The following is a 12668-nucleotide window of genomic DNA, read 5'->3' as shown; positions in this document are numbered from 1 at the left end:
GAAAATGGACACCCTAAAATCCATCATCGTGGTGATTGAGGATGATCCGCAAATTTGCCGGTTTTTACGCACGAGTTTGAACGCCAATGGTTTTAGCTTGTTTGAGGCGAATACCGGTGAGCAAGGCCTGGTTGAAATTGCCACTCGAAAACCTGATCTGGTTATCCTCGATCTGGGTTTGCCGCGCCTGGATGGGTTTGCCGTGATCCATAAAGTGCGGGAGTGGTCTAGTGTACCTATTATCGTGTTGTCAGCCAGGAGTCAGGAACTTGATAAGATTACTGCCCTGGATGCAGGAGCAGATGATTATTTGACAAAACCGTTCAGTATTGGTGAATTGCTGGCCAGGATTCGGGTATCCATTCGTCACGCCGCGCAATTTAAAGACAGTACGGAAACCGTATTTTGTGAGGGTGAGTTGCGGGTTGATCTGGCACGTCGGCTGGTTACTGTCGGCACACACGAGGTGCATCTAACGCCCATCGAATATCGATTGTTAAGTGCTTTGATCCGTCATGCGGGCAAAGTGATGACGCACCGGCAATTGCTGTTAAATGTCTGGGGGCCGACGTATGTCGAACACGACCATTATGTACGGATTTACATGGGACAACTGCGGCAAAAATTAGAAGCAGATTCTACCCAGCCGCGTTATTTACTCACAGAAACCGGTGTGGGTTATCGGTTGGCCTGTAGTGAGGGTTTGTAAAATGCAGGATGCGTTGCTAGCTTCAATGATTACCAATGAATGAAGGTTAAAAATGTCCCCAGAAAGTAAGTTTGATCCACCATATCGAGTAATTCGGGTTGTGGTCATGTAAAAATTGACCCAACATAACCCACTAAATTTCAGGCATAAAAAAAGGGCTTAGATTTTACTCTAAGCCCTTGATTTGCTTGGCTCCCCCGGACGGGCTCGAACCGCCGACAAGGTGATTAACAGTCACCTGCTCTACCTGCTGAGCTACAGGGGAATTATTTTTTACTCTTAATTGGCGCGCCCGGAGAGATTCGAACTCCCGACCGATCGGTTCGTAGCCGATTACTCTATCCAGCTGAGCTACGGGCGCTTTATTTAGCCCTACATTATCTAATTTAATTGCTTTCATGTCAACAATTAAAAATAATAGCGCTTGTTGTTGTGGCGGAGAGAGAGGGATTCGAACCCTCGATGGGAGTTAAAGCCCATACTCCCTTAGCAGGGGAGCGCCTTCAGCCTCTCGGCCATCCCTCCTGAATACTTATTGCTGTGTAGAACCCGTTAAACCTGAAGACTCAGCCAGTTCCTTTTTAATCCTTTCGTAAATTTCTTCTCTATGTACAGAAACTTCCTTTGGCGCGTTAACCCCTATACGAACTTGATTCCCTTTCACTCCAAGAACCGTGACCGTAACCTCATCACCAATCATTAAAGTTTCACCTACTCGACGAGTCAAGATAAGCATGGCTTCTTCCTAATGTAATTAATAACGCACTGCACTAAGCACAGCATTTAACTTACTCTGGGAATTATATCAGCATTTCCGAAAAAAAAAACTAAAAGCGTCTTTAATTTAACTTGTCGCTTAAAAATCACCCAGAATAGCTCAAAATACTTTCTATACTGGATTTTTTACGGGCTATAATTAGAGGTTTTGTGCATCCAACTTGAGATTCCAAGAGTATTATATGTCAAATCACAGTTATCCACAAGAGTCGTTACGCACCAACCTCAAATATACCCCACAAGAATTACAATTTGGCACCAGTGGTAGACGCGGCTTAGTAACTCACTTAACACACCTGGAAGTTTTTATTAATGTAGTGGCAGAACTTGAGTTTCTGCAATCACTACCAAAGGAGCAAGGCGGCATCTTACGCGGCGAAGAATTTTTTTACGCCTACGACTTACGCCCTAGCTCAAATAGTTACGTCATAGAGCAAGACAATCGCGGTAAACTGGCACAAGCCATTGAACAAGCGATACGTTACGCAGGTATGATCCCCGTTAATCAAGGTCAAATCCCAACACCTGCCCTCATGTATTACGCTTTACTGCAAGGTAAAGCTAGCATTATGGTTACCGGTAGCCATATACCATTCGACCGTAATGGCTATAAAACCAATACCTCACGCGGCGAATTGCTCAAACAGCATGAAAACCCTATTAACGCCAAAGTCAAACAAGTCAGAGCAGCATTTTACGCGCAGCCTCTTGAAGAATCGTTATTTACCACAGACGGTTTTTTAAAAAATGATCCCGATAATTTATCTACCGAATATCAACACGCGCAACAAGCATATATTCAACGTTACGTGGATTTTTTTAGTTCTGATGCGTTAACAGGATTGCGCGTATTGGCCTACCAACACTCTGCTGTTGGCCGCGATATAATAGTAGATATTTTCCGCGCCTTGGGGGCGATGGTGTTGCCGGTAGGACGTAGCGAAACGTTTGTACCGATAGATACTGAAAACATACACGCCGCTCAACTGGCGACACTGCAAGCATTGTATGATGAAGCAATAGTGAAGCACGGCACATTCGATGCGATTATCTCTACCGATGGTGATAGCGACCGTCCGTTATTGCTGGGTATAGACCCCGAAACCAACACCGTCCGCTTTTTTAGCGGCGATTTAGTGGGCATGGTAACTGCTGAATTTTTAGGTGCGAAGGCCATCGTTGTCCCCATTAGCAGCAATGACAGTATTGACCATAGCCCCCTAAAACACCTGCTTGAACCTAAAACCCGCATAGGCTCACCTTATGTGATTGCTGGCATGGAGATCGCTTTAGCGCAAGGCAAGCAGGCGGTATGTGGATTTGAAGCCAATGGTGGCTTCCTGACAGCTTCGGATATAGTCTACAATGGCAAGCAACTGACCGCCTTGCCAACACGCGATGCCGTGCTGCCTCTTTTGGCAGTGCTGGCTACTGCACAACGAGAAAACATCACACTCACCCACTTATTTGCTCGCTTACCCAAGCGGTATAGCTGCGCTGCGCTGCTTAAGCAATTTCCAAAAGCTTTAGGACTGGCTATAGTAAAACGTTTCTCGCCTGCCAATGCAGCGATTTGTGACGTGGTATTTTCCAACGATAGCTGTACATTTTTTGACAACAACAATTTAGCACTGAGCGTTAGCGCAGAAGACGTGACTACACTGTGCGCTATCCGCACAACGCTACAGAGTTTTTTTACACAGGCGCTGGGCTTTACTGATATTGCTGGCATCAACTATATTGATGGTGTGCGACTCTATTTTAGCAATAACGACATCGCGCACTTGCGCCCTTCTGGCAATGCCGATGAACTAAGAATATACGCGGTTGCCAATACAGCAATACGTGCGGATACCATTGCCGCGCTAGCAACGCAAGAACCGAATGGAATCCTGCGTTGCCTTGAAAAAACTACCCAACAATAAGCTGCGCTTATTTTATTGTTCTGGCTCATCATCTGATACAGCCTCACCAGGGATTACCTTGTTTTCCATGAACCACTCGCCCAAATCAATGAGTTTGCAGCGTTCGCTGCAAAAAGGCTTAAATAATTGCTCGTAACCCCAGGCAACCTGTTTTTTACAGGTGGGACACTTAACATGTATACATGTACCAGATGTCATCAGAGCATGCAGCAACTCAAGACAAAAGGAATAGCCTCGGCACTTTGTACGGGGCGTTTTTCATCTGGCGATGGCACCATAAATCGAATAGTGCAACGATGTTTACCGCCACTTATCTCCACAAAACACGGCACTGATTTGCTTAAAGCAACTTTAATTAATTGCATGGGTTGATTGGCATCCAACACAATCTGAAAAAAGCCAGATTCCGCCACTTCATGGCTGGTGGTGTTACTACTGCGTATCAACTCAAGCACCAACTGATTGGCCTCTCGAATATCTTCGAACGGATCACTCCAATATTCCAAATCTGCAAGCCGCGTAGCCTCTGGCTGTTCTAACCAGTAATGGTATTCAGGCAAATCAAAAGAGCAACTGCCACCAGGAATAGCACTGCGCTGGCTAATACTTTGAAACAAATCGCTGGCCATGATATTGACATCAACACGGTCTTTAATTGCGTACAGTCTTTTACTAATACCATTGATTCTATTAATTAATTCCTGTAGCTTTCCGGTTCCCAAATTTTGGCTATTAACAATTTTTGTTAAAACTTTTGATTGCCGATCCAGTTCTTGCAAAACTTCCGACTTAAGATTGTTACGCCTAAAAATAGACACAATATCCAACAAAAGACTCATAGCGATACGCTTATCGGCAATGCTATCCCGTATTAAAAAATAATTAAATTGTTGAAATAATTGTTCGAGCCGTATGAAAACTCGAATGCGTTCATTGAGTGGGAATTCATAGATAATAGAGGTGTTCACAGACAATTTATCCTAAAGTGTACTTAATGAGATATATAAATGGTGCAGCGCCTTAACTTGTTGGCCAAGGTCAGCGTCCGTTGCTGAGTTATTAATAATATCATCGGCTTTTGACAATCTATTTTCCCTGCTTATCTGGCTGTCGATGATCGCCTGAATTTTTTCACGCGTCAGTTGATCTCTCAGTTTAACGCGTTCTATCTGCTGCCCTACGGGGCAATCAATAATTAATATTCTATCGGCAATGGCGGTCATCTGGGTTTCAAATAACAAGGGCACGCAAATTATGCAATAAGCCGCCGTGAGCTGGTTAATTTTTGCCTGTATAGCCGCATAAATTAACGGATGTAAAATTACCTCCAGTGTGTTTTTGGCTGCTGCATCTGAAAAAATACGCTCTCGCATTTCTTTTCGATTTAATGACCCATCTGCATTAATAACCGCCGCACCAAATTCTGTTTGGATACGCTTCAACGCAGGTTGCCCTACTGCAACCAATTGGTGAGCCAGCTCATCTGCATCAATAATGGGGACATTAAGCGCTGCGAATAATTGGGTAACCGTGGTTTTGCCACTGCCGATACCGCCTGTTAAACCAATTTTAAGCATTGTTATAAGCCCACTGCACTTAAGTATAGCGCATTAATCTGCTTGCCCCAGATCAGTGCTATCCAACCTGCAACCGCTAAATAAGGCCCAAAAGGAATCGCTGTGTTACGATCACGATTACCAAAAATAATCATAGCACTGCCAATAATAGCACCGACCAGTGACGATAATAAGACAATCATCGGTAAAGCCTGCCAGCCTAGCCACGCCCCCAATAAAGCCAGTAATTTAAAGTCGCCATAACCCATGCCTTCTTTGCCGGTTGCCAGTTTAAATACATGATAAACACTCCACAACACTAAATAGCCCGCCGCAGCGCCGATAATACTGGTATTTGCCGCACAAAACACAGAAAAAACACTTACTATTAAACCCAGCCAAAGCATGGGCAAGGTAATGGAGTCGGGTAATAACTGCTGATCAATATCAATAAAACTCAAACTGATTAAAGACCAGCTCAATAATAACGCAAACACGGTTTGCAAAGAGTAACCAAAACGCCAAGCAACCAGCACCGAAACCAGCGCCGTCAGTATTTCAATGGCAGGGTAGCGCAGTGAAATCGGCTGCCTACAACTTGCACAACACCCCTTTAACAAAACATAACTGATGACAGGAATGTTTTGATACGGTTTGATAGCAACCTTACACGCCGAACAGCGTGATAAAGGTAAAACCAAATTAAACGGCTGCTCAATATCGTCGGTGCTATCAATTGAAATTTGTAAATATTCTGCACATTCATTACGCCAATCACGGCGCATCATAATGGGTAGCCGGTAAATAAGTACGTTAAGAAAACTACCGACCAGCAAACCGATAACACCGATCAGCATGGAAAATAAATAAGGTGATAAAGATGCTAAAGTCATGATTTTTTTAACACAGGTTAACCCAGTATGCTAGCGAATATCTTATGTATTAACAATGACCTACTCCGTAAAAATACATCAACCAACCGCTGCGCCCATTTTGAAAATAGGCAAATACATAGCGACAATTAAACCACCCACTAAAATACCTAAAATAACCATAATTAAAGGTTCCATTAAGCTGCTTAAATTGTCGATAAGATTATCCACATCTTCCTCATAAAAATCAGCCACTTTTGCTAACATTGAATCAATAGAACCGGATTCTTCACCAATAGCCACCATTTGCTGCACCATATGCGGAAATAAAGAAGTTTGTTGCATGGCAAATTGTAAGCGCTGACCGGTAGCAACTTCTTCACGCATTTTTAACACCGCATCAGAATAGATAATATTACCGCATGCGCCGGCTACAGATTCCAAGGCATCGACAAGCGGTACACCAGCAGCTGACATGGTAGATAAGGTTCTTGCAAAACGCGCGACGGCCGATTTATTTAAAATTAAACCTACCACGGGTATTTTTAATAAAGTACGATCCAGTGCATGGCAAAATTTTCGTGAGCGTTTTTTAAAATATGAAAAGGTGTACACCGCACCAACAATAGCCGCAATAACAATCCACCACCATTCTTGCATCCATTCCGACATATTAATAACCATGCGGGTAAAACCTGGTAAATCTGCACCAAAACTTTTAAATAAATCTTCAAAAACAGGTACCACAAACAGTAATAAAATTACCGTCACCACAAAAGCCACCACCAATACCGCAGCGGGATAGGTTAAAGCTTTTTTGATTTTTTTCTTCATGGACTCGGTTTTTTCTTTGTAAGTCGCTATTTTATCTAAAAGCGTCTCCAAAATACCGGCATGTTCACCAGCTCTTACCAAGTTACAAAATAACTCATCAAAATACAGCGGCTTTTTACTCAATGCCTCAGTTAAAGTATCACCGCCTTCAACATCGGCTTTTACACTCAGTAACATATTTTGCATGCTGGGATTTTCATGGCCTCTGGCAACAATATCAAACGCCTGTACTAATGGTACGCCAGCGCCGAGCATGGTAGCCAGTTGCCGAGAAAAAATAGCAATATCCGCAGGGGTAATGGGACGTGTGCGCGGACTAAATAAGGATTTTGATTTGGTTTTTAAAGTAATAACTTTAATGCCCTGTCGCCTTAATTCCGCACGCGCAACGGTTTCGCTCTTGGCAGCGACTTCTCCTTTGGTTCTTTTACCGGTTTTATCCTTACCCTCCCAAGTAAAACTCAGTTGATCAGTTTGTTCTGCCATGATTAATCCTTAGTAACTCGGTCAATTTCTTCAAGACTGGTGATGCCCGCACGTACCTTATTTAAGCCTGATGCACGTAAATCATTAATACCTTCTGCGGCAGCTTGATCGGCTATTTGCATGGCATTACCGCCTTCCAAGATAATTTGGCGCATTTTTTCGCTTAAGGTCATCACCTGATAAATACCTACGCGACCTTTATAGCCGTTGGTGCAATTATCGCAACCTACTGGGCCGTAGATAGTAATAGTGGCAAGTTCTGCATCGGTAAAGCCGATGGATTTGAGAACGCTGTCAGGGTAATCAACAGAAATTTTGCAGTGCTCACACAGCCGTCTTGCCAAACGCTGCGCCATAATCAAATTAACCGCTGACACAATATTAAACGGCTCTATGCCCATTTGTACCAATCGGTTTAGCGTTTGTGGTGCGTCGTTGGTATGCAGTGTCGACAACACTAAATGCCCCGTCTGAGCGGCTTTTACCGCAATTTCGGCGGTTTCTAAGTCGCGTATTTCACCCACCATAATAATGTCTGGATCTTGACGTAAAAAAGCCCGTAATGCACTGGCAAAGGTTAAACCTGCCTTAGGATTAACGTTAACCTGATTAATACCCTCTACGGTAATTTCCACCGGATCTTCCGCCGTGGAAATATTACGCTCAACACTGTTGAGTAAGTTTAAACCCGTGTATAACGTCACGGTTTTACCGCTACCGGTGGGGCCTGTCACTAATACCATGCCATAAGGCTTGTTGATAGCCGCCATAAACAACCGCTCTTGTTCGGGTTCAAAACCCAGTTTTTCAATACCTATGTGTGCGGAAGTGGAATCGAGAATCCGCAAAACTACTTTTTCGCCAAACAAAGTGGGGCAGGTATTAACCCGAAAATCAAGGGCGCGGGTTTTAGAGATGTTTAATTTAATGCGCCCATCTTGAGGAATGCGACGCTCAGCAATGTCCATTTTAGACATGACTTTTATACGGGAAATAATTCTACTGGCGATATTGGCCGGTGGGCTAGGCACGGTAAACAAAATGCCGTCAGCTCTAAAGCGAATACGGAAGTTCTTTTCATACGGCTCCATATGAATATCAGAGACACCTTTTTTGATAGCATCCAACAAAATTTTATTAACAAAACGCACAATCGGTGCATCTTCAATGTCGCCATTAATGTTATCTTTAGGGTTGTCATCCTCGCTGCCGGACGAAGTGACCAAATTATCCAAATCAGAATCCATTAAATCGGACATGACCGTATTGACCAATTCCAGCGACGACTCAATGGCATTAACCAATTTATTTTCTTCTACCAGTATAGTCTCTGGATTAAGCCGACTTTGAAATTTTATATCATCTAAAGCTTGTAAATTAGTCGGATCAGACATTGCAATATACAAAGTCTTGCCACGCTTATACAATGGCAAGGCATTATGTTTACGAATTAATACCTCACTGACCAGATTAATGGGAAGATGCGCCTTATCAATAGCATCTAGATCGAAAAACGGAATGCCGAATGCTGTCATGGCAAGGTTAGCAACAGTTTTACTGTCTACCAATTTAGCAGCAACAAGGTAACTGATTAAAGACTGCTTATTTTTTTTTGCTTCCTGAGCGTGTAGTTTTGCATTGCTTTCAGACAGCAAGCCTTCTTGAATTAAACAGTTAGTAAGACCGCTGAGGCGAAAATCTATTGGTGCAGTTGCCATAAGATAAATATCAAGTGAGATGTAACAAGAAAAATATAGATGAAATATTGGTTTTATTCAATCTATAAGCCAATTATGTCCGTTTTTACCTAGATTCCTAGCTCGCCAATACAAACCTTTACAGTGTTTGCTGTTGGTGTATCAATCGTTTGATGTGTACGGTTAAACTGTAGACGGCATAAAAGTTAATATGAGGGTAGCGCGTGAGCTATTTACTGTAGCGCTACCTTACAAAATGTTAATGCTGTGGCGTGTGATGACACCTATTCGGCATCGCAGGTTGGAGTGCGTCATCTCACCCCACCTACGATTAACAAAACGTAAATCTGCTACCAACTCACGTCATATTTTACAAGTTTTGAATTTTAAGTTGTTGTTGTTCAAGATTATGCAGCAAAGAGTTTAACTCCACTAATTTTGTTTTTTCTTTATCAATGACTTCGGGTGGCGCTTTATCGACAAAAGCCGGATTGCTTAATTTGCCCTCAATACGCGGCAAATCATTTTTAATACGCTGAATTTCTTTTGCCAGTCTCGCCAATTCGGCATGTTTATCAATTAAACCTGCCATCGGGATTAATATTTGCATATCGCCGAGCAGTGCCATCGCAGATTCTGGCGCAATTTCATGGTCTTGTAGCCAGGTTATTGATTCTAGCCTGGCCATTTTTTGTAAGTAAACTTCGTTGCGAGTGACGCTGTGCTGATCGCTAGCAGAGCCATTTTTTAGCAGCACAGGTAAAGGCTTACCGGGGGCAATATTCATTTCGCCTCGGATACGGCGCACCCCTAAAATAAACTGCATCATCCAGTTAATGTTAGCCACCGCATCCAGATCATTTTGGGCTTCATCCACACTCGGATACGCCTGCAACATGATGGTATCTGCGTGAATACCCGCAAGCGGCGCTACCGTTTGCCAGATTTCTTCGGTAATAAACGGCATAATGGGGTGTGCCAAACGCAGCAGTTTTTCCAATACTGTCAACAAGGTTTTACGCGTGCCACGTTGCAACGCGGCATCGTCTGATTGCAGGGAGATTTTTGCAAGCTCCAAATACCAGTCGCAAAACGCATTCCAAGTAAAGTCGTAGATGGCTTGGGCGGCCAAGTCAAAACGGTAGTGGTCTATGGCTTTGCAGGTTTCAGCAATTACCTGGTTTAACTGGGTATTAATCCATTGATCTACTTGGCTATACTGGCAGGTTTCGCCGGATAAGCCGTTATCCTGATCTTCGGTATTCATTAATACAAAGCGCGACGCATTCCACAGTTTGTTACAGAAATTACGGTAACCTTCGGTACGCGCCAAATCAAAACGAATATCGCGGCCTGTTGATGCCAAAGAGGCAAAAGTAAAGCGCAAGGCATCGGTGCCGTACGACTGGATACCATCAGGGAACTGCTTGCGGGTGGCTTGCTCGATTTTTTTCGCCAAATGCGGCTGCATCATGCCGGAAACCCGCTTGCTGACCAGCGCTTCTAAATCTATGCCGTCAATGATGTCGATAGGATCTAGCACATTGCCCTTGGACTTGGACATTTTCTGGCCTTCGGCATCGCGTACCAAACCGTGTATATAGACTTCTTTAAACGGCACTGTGCCTTGGAACTTGAGACCCATCATAATCATCCGCGCCACCCAGAAAAAGATGATATCAAAGCCGGTAACTAGAACACTGGTCGGGTAATGCTTGGCCAGTTCTGGTGTTTGTTCCGGCCAGCCCAAGGTAGAAAACGGCCATAACGCCGATGAAAACCAGGTATCGAGCACATCTTCATCTTGTTTGAGCCGATAATCGGCGGCTAAGCCGTGTTTATCACGGATGGCCTGCTCCGATTGTCCCACGTAAATATTGCCCAGCTCATCGTACCAAGCAGGAATTCTATGTCCCCACCAAATTTGCCGTGAGATACACCAATCTTGAATGTTACGCATCCAATCAAAATAGGTGTTTTTCCAGTTGTCGGGCACAAACTTAATGTCGCCGTTTTCGACAGCAGCAATCGCAGGCTCTGCTAACGGCGCAACTTTGACATACCACTGATCAGTCAATAGCGGTTCAATAACGCTGTTGGTGCGGTCACCGCGCGGCACCATTAATTTATGATCGGCAATTTTTTCCAGTAAGCCTTGCGCTTCAAGATCAGCGACCATTTGCTTACGGGCTTCAAAGCGATCCAAACCTTGATAGCAGACAGGTATTAATTCATCAGCCGCCACACGGGCATCTTTGGTAAAAATATTGATTAAGCCGCCGTGTGGCAAGTCTTGTACAACTGACGTATGGCGGTGACGTGTCCAGACCTCGTAATCGTTAAAATCATGCGCGGGGGTAATTTTTACGCAGCCGGTACCAAAAGCAGGGTCAACATAGTCATCAGCAATAATCGGAATACGTCGGCCCGTGAGCGGCAGCTCCACAAATTCACCCAGCAAATGCTTATACCGCTCATCGTCAGGGTGGATGGCCACCGCCGCATCACCGAGCAGGGTTTCGGGACGGGTGGTGGCGACAATCAAATGGCCTAGTCCATTGGACAACGGGTAGCGTATGTGCCACATAAAGCCATTTTCTTCTTCGGACAACACTTCCAGGTCAGAAACAGCGGTATGCAAAACCGGATCCCAGTTCACCAGGCGTTTGCCGCGATAGATCAGGCCTTCTTCATGCAGGCGGATAAACACTTCCTGTACGGCATCGGACATGCCATCGTCCATAGTAAAGCGCTCGCGATTCCAATCCAAAGAAGACCCCATGCGACGTAATTGCCGGGTAATCGTGCCGCCGGACTCTTCTTTCCATTGCCAGACTTTTTCGATGAATTTTTCACGCCCGTAATCATGGCGGGTTTTGCCTTCGGCATTGCATAAGCGCTCCACCACCATTTGCGTAGCAATGCCTGCGTGGTCAGTGCCCGCTTGCCATAAGGTGCTACAGCCTTTCATACGATGATATCGTGTGAGCGCATCCATGATGGTGTCTTGAAAGGCGTGCCCCATGTGCAAGCTGCCAGTAACGTTGGGTGGAGGGATCATAATGCAATACGATTCGCCGTCGGGCTTGGCGGCAAAGTAACCGTTTTGCTCCCAAGTTTGATACCAGCGTTGTTCTATTGAATGCGGTGCGTAGGTTTTTTCCATGGAGGGTGTCGTTTTTTGGTGAAAAGTTTTTTCATTTTAACAGGGTTGCGTGTGCTTCAGTTATCAGGATTGTAATCATGTGAATAAACCACACCGGCGATACCGATATCTTAGTGACCATAATAAATTTTATAGACACATGTTATTTTATTAAGCACATAGTGTAAAATAAAAAAACAAAATCACCACTCACACAATCATGACATCCAAAAATTGACCCCGCATTTATCGTAAAATACCAATAAAAATATATTTTAATCAATAACTTATATTTATATTTCCTATCAACCTAACAACAAAACCTGCAACACCTTATTACACATACAGTTAAAAATATCTTTACACATAACATCTAAAATATCTTTTTCTGCTCACGGCATTCAATTATTTTTGCCCATTTACTGAATGCAGCTTCGTTAGCTGAATTATTTTGTAAATCCCCAAGAAGAATAATGCTTTTGTGAACTGCGTCACGGAAGCAAATCGGCAGTTCATCTAAGCTATTAATCATCAGTAATAAAATAAATTATCTATGAATTTAGCTTGAATTACTGTGTTTTTAGAAACCACTCTTAAACAGACAACAAGCGCGTTTTCATAACTTAAGGCCATAAAAACACATCGGTTCGAAAACTTTATAACACCT

General features: G+C 43.8%; 10 protein-coding genes and 3 tRNA genes. 2 read left to right on the top strand and 11 right to left on the bottom strand.

Annotated features, from left to right (window positions below; all coding sequences use genetic code 11):
* Nucleotides 1-4 precede the first annotated feature (4 nt).
* The gene (locus CRENPOLYSF2_RS11820; RefSeq protein WP_087144141.1) at nucleotides 5-709 is read left to right on the top strand and encodes a response regulator; all 705 of its coding nucleotides are present in this window, start codon (nucleotides 5-7) and stop codon (nucleotides 707-709) included.
* A gap of 189 nt (nucleotides 710-898) precedes the next feature.
* Here CRENPOLYSF2_RS11820 and CRENPOLYSF2_RS11815 read toward each other — a convergent pair.
* The 4 genes from CRENPOLYSF2_RS11815 to csrA form a co-directional block, all read right to left on the bottom strand.
* Nucleotides 899-974: transfer RNA gene (locus CRENPOLYSF2_RS11815), tRNA-Asn, on the bottom strand.
* 19 nt (nucleotides 975-993) lie between these two features.
* A tRNA-Arg gene (locus tag CRENPOLYSF2_RS11810) sits at nucleotides 994-1070 on the bottom strand.
* Between the two features lie 72 nt (nucleotides 1071-1142).
* A tRNA-Ser gene (locus CRENPOLYSF2_RS11805) sits at nucleotides 1143-1234 on the bottom strand.
* 7 nt (nucleotides 1235-1241) lie between these two features.
* A complete protein-coding gene (csrA, locus tag CRENPOLYSF2_RS11800; RefSeq protein ID WP_087144140.1) occupies nucleotides 1242-1445 on the bottom strand; it encodes a carbon storage regulator CsrA in 204 nt (67 codons plus the stop codon).
* A gap of 223 nt (nucleotides 1446-1668) precedes the next feature.
* Between csrA and CRENPOLYSF2_RS11795 the strand changes: the two genes are divergently transcribed.
* Nucleotides 1669-3411, top strand: coding sequence for a phosphohexomutase domain-containing protein (locus CRENPOLYSF2_RS11795; protein ID WP_087144139.1), 1743 nt, complete (start codon nucleotides 1669-1671; stop codon nucleotides 3409-3411).
* Nucleotides 3412-3423: 12 nt separating this feature from the next.
* Here CRENPOLYSF2_RS11795 and CRENPOLYSF2_RS11790 read toward each other — a convergent pair whose 3' ends face one another.
* The 7 genes from CRENPOLYSF2_RS11790 to CRENPOLYSF2_RS11760 form a co-directional block, all read right to left on the bottom strand.
* On the bottom strand, nucleotides 3424-3609 hold the full coding sequence (locus tag CRENPOLYSF2_RS11790) for a DNA gyrase inhibitor YacG (protein WP_176371112.1): 186 nt from the start codon (nucleotides 3607-3609) through the stop codon (nucleotides 3424-3426).
* A complete protein-coding gene (gene zapD, locus CRENPOLYSF2_RS11785; protein WP_087144138.1) occupies nucleotides 3609-4379 on the bottom strand; it encodes a cell division protein ZapD in 771 nt (256 codons plus the stop codon). Before zapD ends, CRENPOLYSF2_RS11790 begins: the two co-directional genes overlap by 1 nt.
* Nucleotides 4380-4391: 12 nt before the next feature.
* A complete protein-coding gene (gene coaE / locus CRENPOLYSF2_RS11780) occupies nucleotides 4392-4988 on the bottom strand; it encodes a dephospho-CoA kinase (protein ID WP_087144137.1) in 597 nt (198 codons plus the stop codon).
* A 2-nt stretch (nucleotides 4989-4990) separates the two neighbouring features.
* Entirely contained in the window at nucleotides 4991-5860 is an 870-nt protein-coding gene (locus tag CRENPOLYSF2_RS11775) for a prepilin peptidase (protein WP_087144136.1), read from the bottom strand.
* 78 nt (nucleotides 5861-5938) lie between these two features.
* On the bottom strand, nucleotides 5939-7159 hold the full coding sequence (locus tag CRENPOLYSF2_RS11770) for a type II secretion system F family protein (RefSeq protein WP_087144135.1): 1221 nt from the start codon (nucleotides 7157-7159) through the stop codon (nucleotides 5939-5941).
* Nucleotides 7160-7161: 2 nt separating this feature from the next.
* On the bottom strand, nucleotides 7162-8877 hold the full coding sequence (pilB, locus tag CRENPOLYSF2_RS11765) for a type IV-A pilus assembly ATPase PilB (RefSeq protein WP_087144134.1): 1716 nt from the start codon (nucleotides 8875-8877) through the stop codon (nucleotides 7162-7164).
* Between the two features lie 349 nt (nucleotides 8878-9226).
* Nucleotides 9227-12022 carry a valine--tRNA ligase gene (locus tag CRENPOLYSF2_RS11760; RefSeq protein WP_087144133.1) on the bottom strand — a complete coding sequence of 932 codons (2796 nt, stop codon included), beginning with the start codon at nucleotides 12020-12022 and terminating at the stop codon, nucleotides 9227-9229.
* Nucleotides 12023-12668: the final 646 nt, after the last annotated feature.

The organism is Crenothrix polyspora (assembly GCF_900163755.1).
In the GTDB taxonomy this organism is placed as follows: Bacteria; Pseudomonadota; Gammaproteobacteria; order Methylococcales; family Methylomonadaceae; genus Crenothrix; species Crenothrix polyspora.
The sequence above is the reverse complement of the archived record's forward strand: the minus strand, read 5'-3'. Positions and strand labels throughout refer to the sequence as shown.